General features: G+C 53.3%; 16 protein-coding genes and 1 pseudogene. 7 read left to right on the top strand and 10 right to left on the bottom strand.

The genetic code is table 11. The annotated features are described in order from the left end of the window. Together EDF82_RS25460 and EDF82_RS14510 are read right to left on the bottom strand one after the other, a co-directional pair. Window positions 1-4,583: pseudogene (locus EDF82_RS25460) on the bottom strand (lp_1303a family serine-rich repeat glycoprotein adhesin); the annotation flags it as partial. 662 nt (window positions 4,584-5,245) lie between these two features. After that, window positions 5,246-5,659: a CoA-binding protein gene (locus tag EDF82_RS14510; RefSeq protein ID WP_123756208.1), complete on the bottom strand. Its 414-nt coding sequence runs from the start codon at window positions 5,657-5,659 to the stop codon at window positions 5,246-5,248. A 154-nt stretch (window positions 5,660-5,813) separates the two neighbouring features. Between EDF82_RS14510 and mgsA the strand changes: the two genes are divergently transcribed. Next, window positions 5,814-6,272 (top strand): methylglyoxal synthase, encoded by a 459-nt coding sequence (mgsA, locus tag EDF82_RS14505; RefSeq protein WP_123756253.1) that lies wholly within the window; start codon window positions 5,814-5,816, stop codon window positions 6,270-6,272. Window positions 6,273-6,301: 29 nt separating this feature from the next. Here the strand turns inward: mgsA and helD are convergent, their stop codons facing one another. Next, complete coding sequence (gene helD / locus EDF82_RS14500) at window positions 6,302-8,356, bottom strand: DNA helicase IV (protein ID WP_123756252.1); 2,055 nt, start codon at window positions 8,354-8,356, stop codon at window positions 6,302-6,304. A gap of 247 nt (window positions 8,357-8,603) precedes the next feature. Between helD and EDF82_RS14495 the strand changes: the two genes are divergently transcribed. Together EDF82_RS14495 and yccS are read left to right on the top strand one after the other, a co-directional pair. Further along, entirely contained in the window at window positions 8,604-9,050 is a 447-nt protein-coding gene (locus EDF82_RS14495) for a YccF domain-containing protein (protein ID WP_123756207.1), read from the top strand. 17 nt (window positions 9,051-9,067) lie between these two features. After that, window positions 9,068-11,203, top strand: coding sequence for a YccS family putative transporter (yccS, locus tag EDF82_RS14490; protein WP_123756206.1), 2,136 nt, complete (start codon window positions 9,068-9,070; stop codon window positions 11,201-11,203). On the opposite strand, the gene EDF82_RS14485 is transcribed toward yccS, so the two are convergent. Then, the gene (locus tag EDF82_RS14485) at window positions 11,191-11,814 is read right to left on the bottom strand and encodes a TfoX/Sxy family DNA transformation protein (RefSeq protein WP_123756205.1); all 624 of its coding nucleotides are present in this window, start codon (window positions 11,812-11,814) and stop codon (window positions 11,191-11,193) included. The two genes, yccS and EDF82_RS14485, sit on opposite strands and share 13 nt — an antisense overlap. A 328-nt stretch (window positions 11,815-12,142) precedes the next feature. On the opposite strand from EDF82_RS14485, the gene sulA reads away from it, so the two are divergent. After that, window positions 12,143-12,652 (top strand): SOS-induced cell division inhibitor SulA, encoded by a 510-nt coding sequence (sulA, locus tag EDF82_RS14480; protein WP_123756204.1) that lies wholly within the window; start codon window positions 12,143-12,145, stop codon window positions 12,650-12,652. A gap of 352 nt (window positions 12,653-13,004) precedes the next feature. Continuing rightward, entirely contained in the window at window positions 13,005-14,075 is a 1,071-nt protein-coding gene (gene ompA / locus EDF82_RS14475) for a porin OmpA (protein WP_123756251.1), read from the top strand. Window positions 14,076-14,205: 130 nt separating this feature from the next. Here ompA and matP read toward each other — a convergent pair whose 3' ends face one another. After that, on the bottom strand, window positions 14,206-14,658 hold the full coding sequence (gene matP, locus EDF82_RS14470; protein ID WP_123756203.1) for a macrodomain Ter protein MatP: 453 nt from the start codon (window positions 14,656-14,658) through the stop codon (window positions 14,206-14,208). 184 nt (window positions 14,659-14,842) lie between these two features. On the opposite strand from matP, the gene EDF82_RS14465 reads away from it, so the two are divergent. After that, window positions 14,843-16,600 carry a Lon protease family protein gene (locus EDF82_RS14465; protein WP_123756202.1) on the top strand — a complete coding sequence of 586 codons (1,758 nt, stop codon included), beginning with the start codon at window positions 14,843-14,845 and terminating at the stop codon, window positions 16,598-16,600. A 69-nt stretch (window positions 16,601-16,669) separates the two neighbouring features. Then, window positions 16,670-17,188 (top strand): bifunctional 3-hydroxydecanoyl-ACP dehydratase/trans-2-decenoyl-ACP isomerase, encoded by a 519-nt coding sequence (gene fabA / locus EDF82_RS14460; protein WP_123756201.1) that lies wholly within the window; start codon window positions 16,670-16,672, stop codon window positions 17,186-17,188. 67 nt (window positions 17,189-17,255) lie between these two features. Here fabA and rmf read toward each other — a convergent pair whose 3' ends face one another. The 5 genes from rmf to EDF82_RS14435 all read right to left on the bottom strand — a co-directional run bounded on the left by rmf (window position 17,256) and on the right by EDF82_RS14435 (window position 23,059). Further along, a complete protein-coding gene (rmf, locus tag EDF82_RS14455; protein WP_004871568.1) occupies window positions 17,256-17,423 on the bottom strand; it encodes a ribosome modulation factor in 168 nt (55 codons plus the stop codon). Between the two features lie 255 nt (window positions 17,424-17,678). Next, the gene (gene pqiC / locus EDF82_RS14450) at window positions 17,679-18,242 is read right to left on the bottom strand and encodes a membrane integrity-associated transporter subunit PqiC (RefSeq protein WP_123756200.1); all 564 of its coding nucleotides are present in this window, start codon (window positions 18,240-18,242) and stop codon (window positions 17,679-17,681) included. Further along, entirely contained in the window at window positions 18,242-19,879 is a 1,638-nt protein-coding gene (pqiB, locus tag EDF82_RS14445; RefSeq protein WP_123756199.1) for an intermembrane transport protein PqiB, read from the bottom strand. The genes pqiC and pqiB overlap by 1 nt, the downstream gene beginning before the upstream one ends. Further along, the gene (gene pqiA, locus EDF82_RS14440; RefSeq protein ID WP_123756198.1) at window positions 19,869-21,137 is read right to left on the bottom strand and encodes a membrane integrity-associated transporter subunit PqiA; all 1,269 of its coding nucleotides are present in this window, start codon (window positions 21,135-21,137) and stop codon (window positions 19,869-19,871) included. Before pqiA ends, pqiB begins: the two co-directional genes overlap by 11 nt. A 14-nt stretch (window positions 21,138-21,151) precedes the next feature. Then, entirely contained in the window at window positions 21,152-23,059 is a 1,908-nt protein-coding gene (locus tag EDF82_RS14435; protein WP_123756197.1) for an ABC transporter ATP-binding protein, read from the bottom strand. Between the last annotated feature and the right edge of the window lie 5 nt (window positions 23,060-23,064).

Genomic DNA, 23,064 nt, shown 5'->3' with positions numbered 1-23,064 from the left:
TCAGAATCCGAGTCACTATCCGAGTCCGAATCACTGTCCGAGTCGGAGTCGCTGTCAGAGTCAGAGTCACTATCCGAGTCAGAGTCGCTGTCAGAGTCAGAATCCGAGTCGCTGTCAGAGTCAGAATCCGAATCGCTGTCGGAATCCGAATCGCTGTCAGAGTCCGAATCGCTGTCAGAATCGGAATCGCTATCGGAGTCGGAGTCACTGTCGGAATCCGAATCGCTGTCCGAGTCGGAATCACTGTCGGAATCCGAATCGCTGTCCGAGTCGGAATCGCTGTCCGAGTCGGAGTCGCTGTCAGAGTCCGAATCGCTGTCAGAGTCCGAATCGCTGTCCGAGTCGGAATCACTGTCGGAATCCGAATCGCTGTCCGAGTCGGAATCGCTGTCCGAGTCGGAATCGCTGTCCGAATCGCTGTCAGAATCCGAGTCGCTGTCAGAGTCGGAGTCGCTGTCCGAGTCAGAGTCGCTGTCAGAGTCGGAGTCGCTGTCGCTATCCGAGTCGCTGTCGCTATCCGAGTCGCTGTCAGAGTCCGAGTCGCTGTCAGAGTCAGAATCCGAGTCGCTGTCAGAGTCCGAGTCACTGTCCGAGTCAGAGTCGCTGTCAGAATCCGAGTCAGAATCACTGTCGGAATCCGAATCACTGTCAGAATCCGAGTCACTGTCGGAGTCACTGTCAGAATCCGAGTCGCTGTCGGAATCCGAGTCGCTGTCCGAGTCAGAATCGCTGTCCGAATCGGAGTCACTATCCGAGTCAGAGTCGCTGTCAGAGTCCGAGTCAGAATCACTGTCAGAATCCGAGTCGCTGTCGGAATCCGAATCACTGTCAGAGTCCGAATCGCTGTCGGAATCCGAGTCGCTGTCAGAATCGGAGTCGCTGTCCGAGTCCGAATCGCTGTCCGAGTCGGAGTCGCTGTCCGAGTCCGAATCGCTGTCCGAGTCGGAGTCGCTGTCAGAATCCGAATCGCTGTCAGAATCCGAGTCGCTGTCAGAATCCGAATCGCTGTCAGAATCCGAGTCGCTGTCAGAATCGCTGTCGGAATCCGAATCGCTGTCAGAGTCAGAATCCGAGTCGCTGTCGGAATCCGAATCGCTGTCAGAGTCAGAATCCGAGTCACTGTCAGAATCGCTGTCGGAATCCGAATCGCTGTCAGAGTCAGAATCCGAGTCGCTGTCGGAATCCGAATCGCTGTCAGAGTCGGAGTCGGAATCCGAGTCGGAGTCACTGTCAGAATCCGAGTCACTGTCCGAGTCGGAGTCACTGTCGGAATCCGAGTCGCTGTCAGAGTCAGAATCCGAGTCGCTGTCAGAGTCCGAGTCGCTGTCAGAGTCCGAGTCGCTGTCAGAGTCCGAGTCGCTGTCAGAGTCTGAGTCGCTGTCGGAGTCCGAGTCACTGTCCGAGTCAGAGTCGCTGTCAGAATCCGAGTCACTGTCAGAATCGCTGTCGGAATCCGAATCGCTGTCAGAGTCAGAATCGCTGTCAGAGTCAGAATCGCTGTCAGAATCCGAGTCGCTGTCGGAGTCAGAATCACTGTCAGAATCCGAATCAGAATCCGAGTCAGAATCACTGTCGGAATCCGAATCACTGTCGGAATCCGAATCACTGTCAGAATCCGAGTCACTGTCAGAATCCGAGTCACTGTCCGAGTCGGAGTCACTGTCAGAATCCGAGTCACTGTCCGAGTCAGAGTCACTGTCGGAATCCGAGTCGCTGTCCGAGTCAGAATCGCTGTCCGAATCGGAGTCACTATCCGAGTCAGAGTCACTATCCGAGTCAGAGTCGCTGTCAGAGTCAGAATCACTGTCAGAATCCGAGTCGCTGTCGGAATCCGAATCACTGTCAGAGTCCGAATCGCTGTCGGAATCCGAGTCGCTGTCCGAGTCGGAGTCGCTGTCGCTATCCGAGTCAGAGTCGCTATCCGAGTCAGAGTCGCTGTCAGAGTCGGAGTCACTGTCGCTATCCGAGTCGCTGTCGGAGTCGGAGTCGCTGTCAGAATCCGAATCGCTGTCAGAATCCGAGTCGCTGTCAGAATCCGAATCGCTGTCAGAATCCGAATCGCTGTCAGAATCCGAGTCGCTGTCAGAATCCGAGTCGCTGTCGGAGTCCGAGTCGCTGTCAGAATCCGAGTCGCTGTCGGAGTCCGAGTCGCTGTCAGAATCGGAGTCGCTGTCAGAATCCGAATCGCTGTCAGAATCCGAGTCGCTGTCAGAATCCGAATCGCTGTCAGAGTCGGAGTCGGAATCCGAGTCGGAGTCACTATCAGAATCCGAGTCGCTGTCAGAGTCCGAATCGCTGTCCGAGTCGGAGTCGGAGTCGCTGTCAGAGTCCGAATCACTGTCCGAGTCGGAGTCACTGTCAGAATCCGAGTCGCTGTCAGAGTCGGAGTCACTGTCAGAATCCGAGTCGCTGTCGGAGTCAGAATCACTGTCGGAGTCTGAATCGCTGTCGGAATCCGAGTCGCTGTCAGAGTCCGAATCGCTGTCAGAATCCGAGTCGCTGTCAGAATCCGAGTCGCTGTCAGAATCCGAGTCGCTGTCAGAATCCGAGTCGCTGTCAGAGTCGGAATCGCTGTCCGAGTCGGAGTCGCTGTCAGAGTCCGAATCGCTGTCAGAATCCGAGTCACTGTCAGAGTCCGAATCGCTGTCAGAGTCAGAATCGCTGTCAGAGTCAGAATCACTGTCCGAGTCGGAGTCGCTGTCAGAATCCGAGTCGCTGTCAGAGTCCGAATCACTGTCCGAGTCGGAGTCGCTGTCAGAATCCGAGTCGCTGTCAGAGTCCGAATCGCTGTCAGAGTCAGAGTCGCTGTCAGAATCCGAGTCGCTGTCGGAGTCGGAATCGCTGTCAGAATCCGAATCGCTGTCAGAATCCGAGTCGCTGTCAGAGTCCGAATCGCTGTCAGAGTCCGAATCGCTGTCAGAGTCCGAGTCGCTGTCGGAGTCAGAATCGCTGTCAGAATCCGAATCGCTGTCAGAATCCGAGTCACTGTCGGAGTCACTGTCAGAATCCGAGTCGCTGTCGGAATCCGAGTCGCTGTCCGAGTCAGAATCGCTGTCCGAATCGGAGTCACTATCCGAGTCAGAGTCGCTGTCAGAGTCCGAGTCAGAATCACTGTCAGAATCCGAGTCGCTGTCGGAATCCGAATCACTGTCAGAGTCCGAATCGCTGTCGGAATCCGAGTCGCTGTCAGAATCCGAATCGCTGTCAGAGTCGGAGTCGCTGTCAGAGTCGGAATCGCTGTCCGAATCGGAGTCACTATCCGAATCGCTGTCAGAATCCGAGTCGCTGTCAGAGTCCGAGTCGCTGTCAGAGTCAGAGTCGCTGTCCGAGTCGGAATCACTGTCGGAATCCGAGTCGCTGTCGGAGTCGGAGTCACTGTCAGAGTCGGAGTCGCTGTCAGAATCCGAGTCGCTGTCAGAATCGCTGTCAGAGTCAGAATCACTGTCCGAGTCGGAGTCGCTGTCAGAATCCGAGTCGCTGTCAGAGTCCGAATCGCTGTCAGAGTCGCTGTCAGAGTCGCTGTCAGAGTCCGAATCGCTGTCAGAATCCGAGTCGCTGTCGGAGTCAGAATCGCTGTCAGAATCCGAATCGCTGTCGGAATCCGAGTCGCTGTCAGAGTCCGAATCGCTGTCGGAATCCGAGTCACTGTCAGAGTCAGAGTCGCTGTCAGAGTCAGAGTCGCTGTCCGAGTCGGAATCACTGTCGGAATCCGAATCGCTGTCCGAGTCGGAATCGCTGTCAGAGTCGGAGTCACTGTCAGAATCCGAGTCGCTGTCCGAGTCGGAATCACTGTCAGAGTCCGAGTCACTGTCAGAATCGGAGTCGCTGTCAGAGTCGGAGTCGGAGTCACTGTCAGAATCCGAGTCACTGTCAGAATCAGAATCGCTGTCCGAATCAGAATCGCTGTCCGAATCCGAGTCGCTGTCAGAGTCCGAGTCACTGTCAGAGTCAGAATCACTGTCAGAATCCGAGTCACTGTCGGAATCCGAATCGCTGTCGGAGTCAGAGTCGGAGTCGGAGTCGGAGTCACTGTCTGAATCCGTGTCGCTATCGGAATCCGCATCCCCCTCTTTCACACCGCCATCTGTATCCGAGTCAGCATCTGAGTCACTGTCTGAATCAGAATCAGAGTCATCAGGAAATGAAGCTGCCGAATGATGATCTTTATCAGATGCGCCCGCAAACATCGCAGCAATGCCAAGCAACGCAGCCCCAGCCATTACCCAACCAGAAATACTGTTGCCAGCACTCCCCGCAGCTAAAACTTCAGAAAGGTCACTAATTAGTGAGTAATGGGCCTCATTAGTGCCAACCCCCTCCAGCCACCATAACGCCCCAGTATCATCCTGAAGAACTAAATCACTGTGTAATCCATGCTCGTCAACGACGAAGAAATTTTTGATAGTTAAGGTATTACCATCATTAAATTTCAGAACAAGATCATTACCTTCGCGGGTGTAAGAACTAACATCCTCTCGCTTAATGTGCAAAAGCACTACTGACTGCGAATTTAAACTCATTTGATCGCCATTGACGGTGTATTTAACACCTGTCTCTTTCACTGTCACATTTATGTTTTTCATCAAGAGGCACCCTTGAGATGAGTCGCAGTCAGATGTGTAGGATAATTCTTAATTATGCATCTTATTAGATATACCAGAACATGCAGGCTCGCAAGAATGGATTGACACAAAATAGTCACACTTGGAAATAAACATAACTAACTGATTTCAATGAAAACAAAATAACAAAGTTACATTTTGATATGTTTATTTTTTTAACAAAAACCTTCCGACGCAATAAATCCAGTCAAAATCTAAAAATCATGAATCATTAGATTTTCATATCTCAACCATGATAATTTTCATTGAAATTATAATATCCGTGATGTTCATCATAAAAATCACATCGAAAAAAACGAATTTTATTTTATCATTTAAAATTTTTTTTAAAATACCCATACCAACACTTTATGCATGGGTATAAGTTGTTAAATATATTCATTGCCGATTTTTTTGCTGCTATACAAAAAATGGTAGGTATTCTATTACAGGCATATATCCCCACCAGATGCATGGGTAAAATATTATTTACCCTCTCCTGTTGATTTATCTGTCGGAGCAAATGAAGAAATATTTCACCAGACATGAAATACGAAATGAGATGGGAGAGACGATAAAACAGCTCTTAGTCCATAAAACGTCAGACTGAGTAAGAGCTGTTTGGTAGGATGCGAATCTTTTATTTACCTCGACAAACCCAGGCGCGGAATTTCAATCGCCGGGCAGCGATCCATCACCACGTTTAGTCCCGCCTCACGCGCCAGCACGGCAGCCTGCTCGTTAATGACGCCCAGCTGTAACCACAGGGTTTTGGCGCCAATCGCGATGGCCTCTTGCGCGACGCCCAGGGCAGCATCTGAGTTACGGAATACATCAACCATATCCACCTTCTCCGGCACGTCGCCGAGCGTAGCATAGCCTTGCTGTCCCAGTAGCGTGGTGCCGGCGACTTTCGGTGAAACCGGGATCACGTGATACCCCTGCTCCAGAAGGTATTTCATCACCCGATAGCTGGGCCGGTCGGGTTTGTTACTCGCTCCCACCAGCGCAATCGTCTGTGTTGAGTTCAGAATGGCTGCGATATCGTTCTCTTTCATTTTATCCTCCCGCTATTTAGCCCAAGTGTAAGCTAATCCAGGCGAACGGGCCATCCATCCTAACTTACGGATGCGTCAAAATTTTTCGCCCAGACGCTTGCAGCAGCAGTCACTTCCAGTAATCTGTCTGCAGGTCAAAATGTGGAATGAAATTATGGAACTGACGACACGTACGTTACCGGCACGCAAACATATCGCGCTGGTTGCTCACGATCACTGTAAAGATATGCTGATGAAATGGGTTACGCGCCACCAGCCGCTGCTGGCCCAGCACGAACTCTATGCAACCGGCACCACCGGTAACCTGATTTCCCGGGCGACCGGGCTTGAGGTAAACGCGATGCTGAGCGGCCCGATGGGCGGCGATCAGCAGGTTGGCGCGCTGATCTCGGAAGGGAAAATCGATGTGCTGATTTTCTTCTGGGACCCGCTCAACGCGGTACCGCACGATCCGGACGTGAAAGCACTGCTGCGCCTGGCGACGGTCTGGAACATCCCTGTCGCTACCAATGCGTCAACGGCCGACTTTATTATTCTGTCGCCGACCTTCAATGAGCCGCTCGATATCCTGATCCCGGATTATCAACGTTACCTCGCCGAACGTCTTAAGTAAGTCCGGCTGGCGGCGAGTCCGCCAGCTTCTTACGGTTTTCTCGCCACCGGCACATCAAGCGCTTCTAACATTTCGACGAAAGGTGAAGGCTGGGCTTTGTTGAACAGCAGCCAGACGCGCAGCCGCGCGCGCGTCATCGCGACATACAACAGACGTCGTTCTTCGGCATCAGGGAAATCCTCCGGCTGCGGCAATAACGCCTGCTCCATGATCGATTCGCGGGCTGGTGCCGGAAACGCATCGTCGCCCTCCTGAAGCCCCAGAATAATCACGTAATCCGCCTGCTGGCCTTTGCTGGCATGAATAGTCATGAAATCAAGCTGCAGATGCGGCCAGCGCGTGGCGGCTTTTTCCAGCGCCTCGGGCTTCAGGTGATGGTAACGGGCCAACAATAGGATCCGCTGTTCCGGCTTTGCATAGCCGCTGAGCTTATCCAGCAGATCGTCGAGCTTGTCGTCTGCCAGCAGGGTCACCGCCTTTTTATCTCCGGCAGTCAGGCTGTTCAACGGTTTACTCATCTGGTGCGGGTTTTGCTGGATAAAGCCGTTCGCCACCTCGCCAATGCGACCGTTAAATCGGTAGGTAGTATCCAGCGCACAGCAATCGCCCTCACCAAAATAGTGGTTGAAGGCCGTTGTCAGAGAAAGCTGCGCTCCGCTAAAGCGGTAAATGGCCTGCCAGTCGTCGCCAACGGCAAACAGTGTGGTCTGGGCATTCTGGCGGCGTAAAGCGGCAAGCAGCGCGGCACGCTGGGGCGAGATATCCTGAAACTCATCCACCAGGATGTGCTTCCACGGACTGACAAACCGACCTTTATCCAGAATATTCACTGCCTGGTGTATCAGCCCGGAAAAGTCGACCGCATTTTCCTCTTTCAGCGCCGTTTTCCACGCTTTCAGCAGCGGTGCCATCAGCTTAACGCGCTTGCCGAACAGATCGCGCACCGCTTCTGGCGCCCCGGCGATCATCTCGGCTTGCGAACCTCCGTGCATGCGCATCAAACTGACCCAGCGATCGAGGCGGCTGGCCATCCGCCGTTGTATTTTCTTGTCCTGCCAGAATTCGCCGTCCGGCACCTGCCAGTCCATCTCTTCTTCCAGCCACTGGCGCCAGCCTTTTGCCTGTGCTTTTTTCTCCTGGCACTGCAGACGCCAGTTTTTTAACAGCAAGGTCTGACGCGCGGAGCTATCGCTCTCCAGCTTGCTGATGGCGGGTACTTTTTTGCTGCCTTGCTGAATAATATGCAGCGCCAGCGAGTGAAAGGTGCGTGCTGTAATATCGTCAGATCTCAACCGCTCGCGGATGCGCTCGTCCATTTCCTGGGCGGCCTGGCGACCAAACGCCAGCAGCAGGATCTGGTCGGGAGCGGCTTCGCCTCGCGTCAGCAACCAGCCCGCGCGGGCAACCAGGACAGACGTTTTTCCGCTTCCGGCACCGGCCAGTACCAACAGCGAGCGCTCGCCGTTTACCACCGCTCTGGCCTGCGCCGGGTTAAGCGGTGAGGATTCTATCCCGGCAAAAAAGCCGCTGTACTGTTCCAGCATCGCCTGAGTAAACGCCTGGTTATGGGCAAGGCGCGCGGTTTCGGTATCGGCCAGCCAGCCCTGGCACTCCTGCCACAGCTCACGGCAGTTATCAAAAGCATCGAGGCGGCTGGTCGGTATCGGCAGTCCGGCGAGCGCCCGACGAATTTTTCCCTGTACTTCAACAACCTGTTGACGAGTCAACCATTTGCCTTTTGCGCTGGCGCGACCCGCATCCACCAGCAGCTGGCGAAGAACATCGGCGGAAATGTTGCTCATTTCCGCACTCCACTGCTGCCAGAGCGTATTCAGGTGATGAAAGAAACGTTGCGTCTCATTCCATTCGGTTCCGTGCAAACGCACCACTTTGCTGTCCGGCAGAACGAACTCCAGCTCGCCCCACACCAGGCCTCGCTTGCAATGAATGGACAATAACTGATTGAAAGGTATGATATATTCATGGTTATCACCAGAAACCTTTACTCCGGCGTTGAGCAGTTGCACCCTGTCGTAAGGATGCTGTGCCATGCGCTTGCCTAATGTTGTCGCTTTAAGTTCCATATAATGCCGAATATCAATCAGGTTGGATGTTTTCAAGTTTAACCGCCTGCGACCAGGTGCTCCAGCGTAAAAAACGTTACAATGGTCGGGTCTTATACCCGGCATACTGCAAGTTGCAGCACAGCGGCAGGTGGGCGAACCCCGATGAGCGTACTCAGGTCAGTCGTTCCGGTAAGCGAGCATCGCCAGCGCACAGGCAGCCTGAAGTATGACGGGGATATTATCTCCAGGACTGAACTGAGGGTTTATGCGTACCATTCTGAATATTTTGAACTTTATCCTTGGTGGTTTCGCAACCACCCTGGGCTGGCTGCTGGCAACACTGGTCAGCATCATTCTGATCTTCACGCTGCCGTTAACCCGCTCCTGCTGGGAAATTACCCGACTGTCGCTTCTGCCTTATGGCAATGAAGCGATTCATGTTGATGAACTGGAACCGCAAAGAAAAAGCGCGCTGCTCAACACCGGCGGTACGCTGTTAAATATTCTGTGGTTTATCTTCTTTGGCTGGTGGCTTTGCCTGATGCATATCTTTAGCGGCATCGCACAATGTGTGACCATCATCGGGATCCCGGTTGGTATCGCCAATTTTAAAATCGCCGCCATTGCACTGTGGCCGGTAGGACGCAGAGTGGTTTCCGTCGAAACTGCCCGCGCTGCGCGTGAAGCCAATGCGCGCCGTCGCTTTCAGTAACCGGACGGAAGAACCCCATGCTTAGCCCCTTGCTACGTCGTTATACATGGAACAGCACCTGGCTATATAACGCCAGGATTTTTATCGCACTTTGCGGCACAACCGCCGTTCCGTGGTGGCTTGGCGAAGTTAAACTCACCATTCCTCTGACGCTGGGAGTGGTTGCTGCAGCCCTGACTGATCTCGATGACCGTTTGACCGGCCGACTGCGCAATCTGGCCATTACGCTGGTGTGCTTTTTTATTGCATCTGCGTCGGTGGAATTGCTTTTTCCGTGGCCGTGGCTGTTTGCGCTCGGCTTAACGGTCTCGACGACGGGATTTATTCTGCTCGGCGGTCTGGGGCAGCGTTACGCCACTATCGCATTTGGCGCGTTGCTGATTGCCATCTATACCATGCTGGGGACCACGCTCTACGACCGCTGGTACCTGCAGCCTCTGTTTTTGTTGACCGGTGCCGTCTGGTACAACGTGCTGACGCTCGCCGGACATATTATTTTCCCGATTCGTCCTCTCCAGGACAATCTGGCACGTAGTTATGAGCAACTGGCGCGCTATCTGGAACTCAAATCTCGCCTGTTTGACCCCGATATCGAAGATGAAAGTCAGGCGCCGTTATACGATCTAGCCATTGCGAATGGCCAGTTGGTCACCACCCTGAATCAGACAAAAGCCTCGCTGCTGACTCGTCTGCGGGGCGACCGTGGCCAACGCGGTACTCGCCGGACGTTGCAGTATTACTTCGTGGCCCAGGATATTCACGAACGCGCCAGCTCCTCCCATATCCAGTATCAAACGCTGCGCGACCATTTCCGCTATAGCGATGTGATGTTCCGCTTTCAGCGAATGCTGTCGATGCAGGCCCAGGCGTGTCAGAAATTATCCCGCGCTATTTTGTTACGTGAGCCCTATCAGCACGATGCCCATTTCGAACGTGCCTTTATGCATCTTGATTCCGCCCTCGATCGCGTACGTGCCAGTGGCGCCCCGGCCGAGCAAATCAAGGCGCTGGGCTTTCTGCTTAATAATTTACGGGCGATCGACGCCCAGCTGGCGACCATTGAGTCAGCGCAAACCATCGCACCTTCCAACAGCAATACCGAAAGTTTGCTGCTGGACGACAGGCTAAGCGGCTTCAGCGATATATGGCTGCGCCTGCGTCGTAATATGTCGCCTGAATCCGCGTTGTTCCGCCACGCGGTGCGAATGTCGCTGGTGCTCTGTGCAGGCTATGCGTTTATTCAGTTTACCGGGCTGAATCACGGCTACTGGATACTTCTGACCAGCCTGTTTGTCTGTCAGCCAAACTATAACGCCACGCGACACCGGCTCGCCCTGAGGATTATCGGCACCCTGATTGGCGTCGCCATCGGCCTGCCTTTATTACTGCTGGTGCCCTCCGTGGAAGGCCAACTGCTGTTGATTGTCCTGACTGGTGTCCTGTTCTTCGCTTTTCGCAATGTGCAGTATGCCCACGCGACCATGTTTATCACCCTGCTGGTCCTGCTCTGTTTTAATCTGTTGGGCGAAGGATTCGAAGTCGCGTTACCGCGTATCTTCGATACGTTAATGGGCTGTGCTATCGCCTGGGCGGCAGTGAGTTTCATCTGGCCTGACTGGAAGTTCCGTAATCTACCACGCGTGCTGGCTCAGGCAATCAACGCCAACTGCCGCTACCTGGATGCCATTCTTGAGCAGTATCACCAGGGACGCGACAATCGTCTGGCATATCGTGTCGCGCGTCGCGATGCCCATAGTCGGGATGGCGAACTTGCCTCAGTGGTATCTAACCTGTCCACAGAGCCACGGGCTGACGCCGCACTGCGCGAAACCGCATTCCGTCTGTTGTGCCTGAACCATACGTTTACCAGCTACATTTCCGCTCTGGGCGCACACCGGGAGAAACTCACTACCCCGGATATTCTGGCGCTGCTTGATGATGCCGTCTGCTACGTTGATGATGCGCTGCACCACAGGCCTTCCGACGAACATCGGGTGCAGCAGGCGCTCAATAGTTTGCAGACCCGGATCCAGCATCTTGAGCCCCAGCCTGACAGTAAAGAGCCGCTGGTGCTCCAGCAGGTTGGCCTGCTGCTGGCGCTGTTGCCGGAAATATGCCGCTTACAAAAACAGGTTGCGGTTCAACCGGAGTAGCCCTGGATATCACGGTGCTGGCCGCCAGCCCATTCTGCAAGCTCCCGCCGACGTTGCGCCGGGAGCGCTGCAGCATGCACACCGACAATCGCGCCCTCTAATGCATAAAGAAAATTCAGAGAGAGGGCTTTATTTGATTCGCGCAATTTTAGCCAGACGTCCTGAGCCCCCAAATTCCGCAGCGTCTGCTCATCGGTTACGCCGACATGAATTAGCATTAGCTCCATTTGGAAATTTATATTTGGCAGGTCTTTCAACCGCCCTGTTGCACGCAGCTGGTTTTTTTCATTTCGCGCGGTTTGCAATGAAAACACGGATAGTTTGAGCAACATTTTACTGTCACGCCAAAGCGCTTCATCAATTTGATAATATTTCAATAAAACCGGGCGACCGTTTTTTCGCATAATCAAAAGAGGGGCAGCCTTTACTACATGATAGCCCGCGCTTTGCTCACAGAGTTTGAGGTAGACTTCACCCTCTGTTGCCATGGCAAAAACAGTATTTTCTATCGCCAGACTATAACCACCAAAAAGCGGCCGGCAACGTATTTTCCCGAGTGATGATAAACATTCTTGAAATTGATGGAACCGTTGATGTGTGATTTTCTTCATGATTATTCCTTTGTTAATCATGTGAATGGAATTTATTTTTTAACGGAACCGTTAATACTGAAAATAAGTGACTTCGTTTATTGCAGCAAGATGATTTTTAGATTCTGTTCAATTAACGTATCGTTTTGCGAGGGGCTTTCAGAAAATTATCGCCAAAAATAGAGGATGCCATGAAGAATCTCCCCGTTCCCTGAAGCCTGCATCGCCCGGTAAGATCGCGTCAGGACACATGTACGATTTTCAACCACAAAAATGATAAATGAGGTTGATCTTTTCTTCAGGTAGATATACTGTACATTCATACAGTAACTCACAGGCGGGATAGACTATGTTCACTTCAGCTTACGCAAACCGTTCATCACTGACTTCTGCTTCCGTACGTCGCCATTCGCAAGACGTCACCGAACAACCAGCCAGCGGGCTGATTAGTGAAATTGTCTACCGCGAAGATCAGCCTATGATGACGCAGCTACTCCTGCTACCTTTATTACAGCAGTTGGGGCAGCAGTCTCGCTGGCAGCTCTGGCTCACGCCGAAACAGAAACTGAGCCGCGAGTGGGTACAGTCTTCCGGTTTACCGCTAACCAAGGTTATGCAGATCAGCCAACTGTCGCCGTGCAACACCGTAGAATCGATGATCCGCGCGCTCCGTACCGGCAATTACAGTGTCGTCATTGGCTGGTTGTCAGATGAGCTCACTGCAGAAGAACATGAACGTCTGGTCGTTGCTGCAGAGGAAGGCCATGCTATGGGTTTCATCATGCGCCCTGTTGGGAATATGAACCTGGGTGGCAGACAACACAGCGGGCTAAAAATTCACTCTAATTTGTATCATTAAGCCAAATTAGGATGAATCCTAGAATTTTTTTTGATCACACCAATCCCATACTCTGAACAGGGCCATTTTTGCTGGAATGCCTGTCTGATGCGGTTTCGCAGCTTTTTTTACCGAACGAAAATCAACCATATTTGTTAAATATTGTGTATACAACCCTTTTTTTTCATATGCCTGACGGAGTTCACACTTGTAAGTTTCGAACTAAGTTGTAGACTTTACATCGCCAGGGGTGATCGGCTTACGCTGCATGTATCAGCATAGTTAACAACAAGTCACGCCCCGGGTGAAGGATTTAACCGTGAGGTCTTTTGTACCTTCATGGCGAATTTTGGATGATAATGAGGCGCAAAAAATGAAAAAGACAGCTATCGCGATTGCAGTGGCACTGGCTGGCTTCGCTACCGTAGCGCAGGCCGCACCGAAAGATAACACCTGGTATGCAGGTGGTAAACTGGGTTGGTCCCAGTTTCACGATACCGGTTTCTACGGTAACGGTTTCCAGGGCAACAATGGTCCTACCCATAACAGCCAGCTTGGTGCTGGTGCGTTCGGTGGTTACCAGGTTAACCCGTACCTCGGTTTTGAAATGGGTTATGACTGGCTGGGTCGCGTTGCATACAAAGGCAGCGTAGACAACGGCGCATTCAAAGCTCAGGGCGTTCAGCTGACCGCTAAACTGGGTTACCCGATCACTGACGATCTGGATATCTATACCCGTCTGGGTGGTATGGTTTGGCGTGCAGACGCTGATGGCAACTACGGTTCTACCGGCGTTTCCCGCAGCGAACACGACACTGGCGTATCCCCGGTATTTGCTGGTGGTTTAGAGTGGGCTGTTACTCGTGACATCGCTACTCGTCTGGAATACCAGTGGGTTAACAACATCGGTGATGCAGGTACCGTTGGCGCGCGTCCGGATAACGGCATGCTGAGCCTGGGTGTTTCCTACCGTTTCGGTCAGGACGATGTAGCTCCAGTTGTAGCTCCGGCTCCGGCTCCGGCTCCAGAAGTTACTACCAAACACTTCACCCTGAAGTCTGACGTACTGTTCAACTTCAACAAATCTACCCTGAAACCGGAAGGTCAGCAGGCTCTGGATCAGCTGTACACCCAGCTGAGCAACATGGATCCGAAAGACGGTTCTGCAGTGGTTCTGGGCTATACCGACCGTATCGGTTCTGACGCTTACAACCAGCAGCTGTCCGAGAAACGTGCTCAGTCTGTTGTTGATTACCTGGTTTCTAAAGGTATCCCGGCTGGCAAAATCTCCGCACGTGGCATGGGTGAATCCAACCCGGTTACCGGCAATACCTGTGACAACGTGAAAGCTCGCGCTGCACTGATCGACTGCCTGGGCCCAGATCGTCGCGTAGAGATCGAAGTTAAAGGTTACAAAGACGTAGTATCTCAGCCGCAGGCTTAAGATTACTACCTATAAAAAACCCCGCTGATGCGGGGTTTTTTTTTACGCTAAATTCAGGTATCGAAGTAAACGGCCACCCGCCACGACACGACACGACACGACACGACACGAGCACACCCTACCCTTAACATCACTCTTTACCGAGCAGTACCTGCAAATCGTGCTTCAGGCTGGACATTTTGCTGGCATATTTCTCTTTATGCTCCGCGTCCTCGATCAACTGCACGATGGTTTCTGACAATGTTTTGCCACGTCGATGCGCTAACCCAGCCAGACGCTGCCAGACGATAAACTCCAGGTCGATCGACTTTTTGCGCGTATGTTGATGCTCCGCGTTAAAGTGACGCTTGCGACGCGCCCGGATAGTCTGCTTCATGCGGTTGGTTAATTCCGGATTCATATGCTGCTCAATCCAGGTATGCACCAGAACCGGTTCATTTTCGAGCGTCAGTAAGACATCGACCGCGGCTTTTGCTGCGCTGGCTTCAATATGGCGGGTAATCAGCTCACCTTCCCGGTGCTTCTTTACCAGATAATTCCATTTCCAGCCGCTTTCAAGATTTTCCAGTTGTTGATATTTCATTGCGATCTCAATGTGACCGTGTAACTCATTTCAGGATATCAGTTTTTTCCCGATGTGCTGAGAATAAATCATCATTCGTGATGCAGGTAACCCGCTTATCATCACTGCACATGTAATCCTCCGTGTGCTCGGACGCAGCATAAGGTATAATCGCGCGCTTTACATCTGACTAAAAACAGCGACTTTGACCATTACGAAACTGACCCGAAAAGACCTTGCTCCTGATACGGAAAGTTATCAGGCGCTGTTTGCACAAGCTGATTTAGCCCATGCTGAGGAATCCCTCGCAGGCGAGCTGCAGCCCCGTTTATTCTATGGTCTGGAACAACTTCTTGTGACCCCGACCATCTCGCCATTCATGCTGGTTAAAGCCCCTGAAGAAGCGGAATACCTGCAATGGCTGGCGACAGAAACCCGCACGCTGTTTGAACCGACGGACCCACTGTACGGCGTTCGCTACCAGGTCAACGGCGGAAACGTCACCCTGACACCGGCAACGCACGCTGACGATAATTTTGCCAGCACCGCCCCGGTTGAAACTGCCGATTGGGTCGAAGCAGAGCAGCTGTTTGGCTGCGTACGGCAATTTAACGGCGAAATCTCGCTGCAGCCGGGCCTGGTGCATCGCACAAATGGCGGCGTCTTAATTATTTCTCTGCGTGCATTACTGGCACAGCCACTGCTGTGGATGCGCCTGAAAAGCATGGTTATTCGCCAGCGCTTTGACTGGCTGTCCATTGACGAGTCCCGTCCTCTGCCGGTCAGCATTCCCTCAATGCCGCTCAACCTGAAGGTCATTCTGGTTGGTGAGCGTGAATCACTGGCTGATTTCCAGGAGATGGAGCCTGAGCTCTCTGCGCAGGCGATTTACAGCGAGTACGAAGACAACCTGCAAATTGCTGATGAAGACACCCTGAAGCAATGGTGTCAGTGGGTCTGGAAAAATGCGCAGCAGCTCGAGCTGCCTGGCCTGGCGGCGGACGCCTGGCCCTTGCTGATTCAGGAAGCGGCCCGCTATACCGGTGACCAGGAGATGCTGCCGCTGTGTCCGCAATGGATCGCTCGTCAGCTGCGTGAGGCCGCCGCCTTCTGTGAAGGTGAGCAGATCACCGCCGAAGAGATGCAAACCATGCTGGCACGCCGTGAGTGGCGTGAAGGCTATCTTGCCGAGCGTATCCAGGATGAAATCCTGCAGGAACAGATCCTGATTGAAACCGAAGGCGAATGCATTGGTCAGATCAACGCCCTGTCAGTTATCGAATTCCCGGGCCATCCTCGCGCATTTGGCGAGCCATCGCGCATTAGCTGCGTCGTACACATCGGTGACGGTGAGTTTATCGACGTGGAGCGCAAGGCGGAGCTGGGCGGTAATATTCATGCCAAAGGCATGATGATCATGCAGGCGTTTCTGATGTCCGAGCTGGAGCTCGAACAACAGCTGCCTTTCAGCGCCTCACTGACCTTCGAACAATCCTACAGTGAAGTGGACGGCGACAGCGCCTCAATGGCCGAGCTGTGCGCCTTAATCAGCGCACTGGCAGGAGTCCCTATCAATCAAAGCATCGCCATCACCGGTTCCGTAGACCAGTTTGGTCGCGTACAGCCGGTTGGCGGGCTCAATGAAAAAGTCGAAGGCTTCTTTACCATTTGCCAGCAGCGCGAGCTGACCGGCAAACAGGGTGTGATCATTCCTGCAGCGAACGTCCGCCATCTGAGCCTGTCCGCAGAGCTCCAGCAGGCCGTCGCCGATGAGCAGTTTTTCATCTGGGCAGTCGAAGATGTCACTGAAGCAATACCCATTTTGACCCAGTTGCTATGGGATGGCGAAGGGCAAACGTTACGGCAAACCATTCAGGAACGGATTGCACAGGCGACGCAGCAAGAGAGTCGCCACCGTTTTCCGTGGCCGCTACGCTGGTTAGGCGGTTCAGGTTCGAACTGATCGGACTTGTTCAGCTTACACGTGTTAGCTATCCTGCGTCCCGAACTCAAAATAAGGCTTACTGAAAACATGGTAGATAAACGCGAATCCTATACAAAAGAAGATCTTCTTGCCTCTGGCCGTGGTGAACTGTTTGGCGCGAAAGGCCCGCAGTTACCAGCGCCAAATATGCTGATGATGGACCGCGTCATCAAAATGACCGAAACCGGTGGTAACTACGATAAAGGTTTTGTTGAGGCAGAACTCGATATCAACCCGGACCTGTGGTTCTTCGGTTGCCACTTTATTGGCGATCCGGTGATGCCTGGCTGTCTGGGTCTGGATGCCATGTGGCAGCTGGTTGGTTTTTATCTGGGCTGGCTCGGCGGCGAAGGCAAAGGCCGCGCGCTGGGCGTAGGCGAAGTCAAATTCACCGGCCAGGTTCTGCCAACGGCGAAGAAAGTGACCTACCGTATTCACTTCAAACGTGTCGTTAACCGTCGTCTGATCATGGGCCTGGCGGATGGCGAAGTGCTGGTTGATGGTCGTCTGATCTACACCGCAAACGATCTGAAAGTGGGCCTGTTCCAGGACACATCTGCGTTCTGATAAGCAGAGATAAGTTATAAAAGGCGAAGCCCCCGCTCGGCGGAGGCTTCTTTTTTTAAAGAGACAGTCAGGCAGTTTGTACCCTGTCCTCCATGGCTTCTCGCCAGCCTCCTAGCCAGTAGGACCTTTGGTTCAAGGTCTGGTAGGGACACATTTCTTTCGATCTACCGGTGATGCCGGCCTGATATCCACGTTGATGTGCCCGTTCCAGGCGATCTCGTTTTTGTCTCTTCATGCCTCGTTTCCCTCATTATTTGATCTGGTGGAAAAGAAAACAGTGGTCACTAAATATGCAACCACGGTTAACGAATACCGCGAATCAGAGGTAACGTCAATGCGCAAAATTCACGCCATTGTCATAATTGTGAGCTATATGAAAGTTCATTTGTACAAAAAATGTGAACCGGCACAAGTAACGGCCTGACAAGGCAAATAAAAAAGCCGCGGGTGTTTTTCGACCTCCGCGGCTTTAAATCTGTATTCATTTTACTTATGGCAAGCGATTCAGCTCACTGGCAATTGCCGTCGCTTCCTGAGACCAGGCCTGCGCCATCGTCTTCACCATCGCGTCATAACCGTCCTGCTGCTGCTTCAGTTCGATATTGAACGGACGCTTGATCAGCTGTCCCTGATGCTTCAGCAACCACTCCCCGCTGACAATCACCCGTCCATCGTAACGCCCATGGAAACCATTTATTGCCACGTTGAGGGTATCCTGGTCGCTGCCCAGAGGCTGCGAAGAAACCACCCAACCCGGCAGTTGAATACTCAAATTGGCCACCAGCGTGGTTCGCAGCTGCTGATCAAGCGGGCTCGCCCACAGATTATTGCTCGCAATCACATACTGCACGTCCGTCGTCTGATAGACCACGCCGTTGCCCGCCAGATAATCCGGGATGCTCACCTGCTCAACCCACAGCAGGTTTTTGCTTTGGTGAGCGGCGCTTTGCGCGCCACCCTGTGCAACCGGAAGCTGATAGTAGGTTTTATTTTCCCCACTGCTGCTGCACGCCGCCAGCGCACATGTCGCGGCAACCACTAACCATTTTTTCATTATTTCGCTCCCTTCGGCTGAGGATCTTTTTTATCCTTGGCCTCAAATACCAGCGCGTTGCTCTTATCATTGAGCGTTTTCAGTACGGGTTGCAGTTCGCGAAGAACCTGATCCAGTCGCTGCATATCCGCAACCATCTTGTTGTATGCCGCAGAACCAGGCTGGAAGCCCTGCATACTCCGGTTGAGTTCACGCAACGTATTCTGCATATCTCCCGGCAGCTGCTGCATTGACGGGCTTGCCGCAATCTTATTCAGGCTATCCAGTGTCGTCTGAACACGCTGCATGGTTTTTTCACTCTGCGCCAGCGTGCTGGTCGCTTGCTCCAGCAGCGGGTTAATCGGCAGATTGTTGATCTTATCCAGAGCCTCCATCAGGCGCTGCTGGATCTGGGCCAGGCCACCGCTAATGGTAGGAATGATCGGATAACCGCCAAACTCCAGAATTTTGCCACGCGGCGGTGCTTTCTGATAGAAATCGAGATCGATGTACAGTGCGCCGGTCACCAGGTTACCGGTTTTCAGCGATCCGCGTAATCCGCGATTGATCAGATCGTCGATATGAGTGCGAATGTTAGGATCCCCGCCCAGTTGATTGATCAAGCGCTGCGGTTCAATTCGAATCTCCACCGGAATGCGATAGTCATCATTCAGACGCTGATGTAAGCCCGGAATAAAGAACGGAACTTTACCGACGGTACCTAAACGTATCCCACGGAACTCTACAGGTGCTCCAGGTTGCAGACCGCGTACGGAATCTTTAAAGAACATCACGTAATCGATGTGCTGGGTATAGATCGAATCCTGAATGCTCTTTTGATCGTCAAAAAGATGATAGCCGGTTTTATTGGCCGCCGGCTCACCGAGGTCGAGCCCTTCCGGGATATCAAAGCTGACGCCGCCGCCAAACAGGGTTGCTAATGACCCCATTTCTACCCGCATCCCCGCCGAGGTTAAGTCGACCGCAATGCCGCTGTCTTTCCAGAAGCGCACGTTGGTCGTTACCAGACGATCGTTAGGCGCGTTGATAAACAGCTGATAGGTGATGCTGCGTTTTTGCGGGTCGAAGGTGCTGGTTTCCACCGAACCGACGCGATAGCCACGGAACAGCACCGGGTCGCCCGGAGAGAGCTGTCCGGCTTTATCGCTTTCCAGCAGCACCCGAATACCTTTTGCATCCGGTGACGCCAGCGGCGGTGAATCCAGCAGCGGATATTGTGCGGAATCGCCGCCTTTGGTGCCCGGTTGAAGCTCAATATAGGCACCGGAAAGTAAGGTCCCCAGGCCGCTGATCCCTTCACGCCCAACCTGCGGCTTCACGACCCAAAAGACCGAATCTGTATGCAGGAGCTTTTTCATGCCGGAATTGAGGCGCGCCTTAATCTCAACGTGCGTCAGGTCATCCGTCAGGATAGCGCTTTCCACCACCCCGACGTCCACGCTACGGCTTTTAATCCGGGTTTTTCCCCCTTCTATACCTTCCGCGTTGGTGGTGATCAGCGTCACTTCCGGCCCTTGATGGCTGTAGTGATAAAAAAGGATCCACGCGCCGATTAGCACAGTGACGATGGGGAAGATCCACACGGGTGACCAGTTCTTCACCTTTTGCACCTTTGCTTCTCCGCTCTTATTTTCCATGCTGCTGCATTTCCTCATGGCTTGAATCTGGTTCACGGTCCCACAACAAACGAGGGTCAAAGGTCATGGCTGAGAACATTGTCATGACAACAACGAGCGCAAACATCACCGCCCCGATCGCAGGATAGATACTCATCAACCCTCCCATGCGCACCAGCGCCGAGAGTACCGCGATGACAAAAACATCAATCATTGACCAACGGCCAACAAACTCCACTACTTCATAAATCAGGTGCATGCGCTCTGAGTCACGTTGGCCGTTGCCATTGGCGTTCCAACAGAGCCAGGCAATCGCCATCATTTTTAGCGTCGGGACCATAATACTGGCAATAAAAATCACCAATGCCACCGGGTACGATCCTTCGCTCCAGAGCAATATCACCCCAGCCATAATCGTGGAGGGTAGCTTATCCCCGAGCAAATCGGTGATCATGATCGGCAGAATATTTGCCGGGAGATACAGGACGAAAGAGGTGATCAGCAGAGCCATGGTCCACTGCAGACTATGCTTACGCCGGGCCGTCCCTTTAGTCTGACAGCGCGGACAAACCGCCTCATCAGCAGGCAAAATGGCCGTACAGCACGAACAGGAACGCAGACCCTGGCGGATCCCCGTCTGGCCAATTTTCAGCGGCTGTCTGAGGGCGGGCATCGGTGCAATGTCATCCCATAGCCAGCGTCGGTCGACGCATTGCAGCGCCCGCAGCTGGAGCATACAGAACAAACACCAGGGCACAAAGCTTAGCCCCACGCCAATATCGCCATAGGCCATCAGTTTGACAAAGCTCACCAGCACGCCGGCGAGGAAAATCTCTGCCATTCCCCAGGTCTTAAGATGGAACAGAATCCGCGCCAGAAACGCCTTGAGTCGCGCCGGCAGATGCACCCGGTTGACCAGTAACAGGATCGTCACCAGGCAAAACGCCGGCACCAGCTGCACAAAGAGGAGAAAGAAGGTGCCCAGGCTGGCGTAATCTTCGCTGAACAGAACGTCAGGAATTTCCAGCAGCTTAATCTCGCTGCGCAGACCGCCAACGCTCATATCGACGAAGGGAAACAGATTCGCCAGCAGCAGCATAAACAGCGCCACCAGCGCATAGGCCGTGGGACGCTGCCGAGGCGCGTCCCACGTGGTTGTCAGCGTCGTACCGCAACGCGGACACGCGGCTTTCTGGCGATGCTCCAGCTGCGGCAAAGCCACCAGCAAATCACATTGTGGGCACAGGATATGCCGCGCAGCATGATGATGATCGCACATGAAAACTCCTCAGCTCAGGCGCCGTTTTTTAATCCTTCGAGATATTCCCAGCGTTCAAAGGCCGTTTCCAGCGCCTGTTCCGCTTCGGCCAGCTGAGCCAGCACTTGCTGCGTATGGTCATGGGACTGGCCAAAGAAAGAAGGATCGGCAACCTGCTCCTGCAGACTCTGCAGTTGGGTTTCCAGTTCTTCAAGTCGTTGTGGCAACTGTTCCAGTTCGCGCTGCAGGTTATAGCTTAGTTTGTTAGGCGCACGTTTGACACTTTCTGCTTTCGATTGAGCAACTTCTGCAGATTTTTTAGCAGCAGTCTGTTTTAGCGCCAGATGCTGCGATTGTTGACCGCGCGCATCATGATATCCGCCGACATACTGACCAATTTTTCCGCCGCCTTCGAAGATCCAGCACTCGGTAACGGTGTTATCGACAAACTGACGGTCGTGGCTGACCAGCATTACGCTGCCCTGATAGCCATCGACTAGCTCTTCCAGCAGTTCCAGCGTTTCCACATCCAGATCGTTTGTCGGTTCATCGAGAATCAACAGGTTGCTTGGCTTGAGGAACAGACGTGCCAGCAGCAGTCGGTTACGTTCCCCGCCAGACAGCGCCCGGACCGGCGTCATTGCGCGTTTTGGATGGAACAGGAAGTCCTGCAAATAGCCCAGCACATGGCGCGGCTTACCGTTCACCAGCACTTCCTGTTTGCCTTCGGCCAGGTTATCCATCACGGTTTTATCCGGATCCAGCTCGGCGCGGTGCTGATCGAAGTAGGCCACTTCCAGCTTGGTGCCGACATGAACCCGACCGCTATCAGCCTTCAGCTGACCGAGCATCAGTTTCAACAGCGTGGTTTTCCCACACCCGTTCGGACCGATCAGCGCAATTTTGTCACCGCGCTGGATTTGCGCCGTGAAATCTTTGACCAGCACCTTACCGTCAATCTGGTAGTTAACATCTTCCATTTCGAAGACGATTTTGCCTGAACGAGCCGCCTCTTCGACCTGCATCTTCGCGCTGCCCATCACTTCGCGACGCTCGCCACGTTCACGACGCATCGCTTTCAGGGCGCGAACGCGACCTTCGTTACGGGTACGACGCGCTTTAATGCCCTGGCGAATCCACACTTCTTCCTGGGCCAGCTTGCGGTCAAACTCGGCGTTTTGCAGCTCTTCAACACGCAGGGCTTCTTCTTTCTCCAGCAGATACTGATCGTAGCTGCCCGGATAGGTCACCAGCTTACCGCGATCGAGATCGACGATACGGGTGGCCATATTGCGAATGAAGGAACGGTCGTGCGAGATGAAAATGATGGTTCCTTTGAAGGTCTTGAGGAAGCCTTCCAGCCAGTCAATGGTTTCGATATCCAGGTGGTTGGTCGGTTCATCCAGCAGCAGCACGCGCGGGCCGCTGACCAGCGCACGCCCGAGAGCGGCTTTACGTAACCAGCCGCCGGAAAGAGACGCCAGCTCGGCGTTCGCATCCAGACCCAGCTGTTCCAGCACCTCGTTAATACGGTTTTCAAGCTGCCACAAGCCCAGGTTATCCAGCAGATCCTGCAGGCGCGCCAGCTCGTTTAAATTTTTGGTGCTTGGATCGGTCATCACCAGGCGAGAGACATCATGGTATCCCTTCAGATAAGCCGCCTGCTCGGCGATCCCTTCCGCCACAAAGTCGTATACCGTACCGGCAATATTGCGCGGCGGATCCTGCTGCAAACGAGCCACAACCAGATCCTGCTCATAGATGATCCGTCCATCGTCCAGCCCCTGCTCCCGGTTGAGGATCTTCATCAGGGTGGATTTGCCCGCACCGTTGCGCCCGACCAGACAGACGCGCTCGTTATCTTCGATATGCAACTCGGCGTTATCCAGCAGCGGTGAGTCGCTAAAGGAGAGCCAGGCACCATGCATACTAATTAATGACATTCTTT

It is taken from the genome of Klebsiella sp. BIGb0399 (genome assembly GCF_003752615.1).
Lineage (GTDB): Bacteria > Pseudomonadota > Gammaproteobacteria > Enterobacterales > Enterobacteriaceae > Klebsiella > Klebsiella lignicola.
This window is presented reverse-complemented; position numbering and strand designations above follow the sequence as displayed.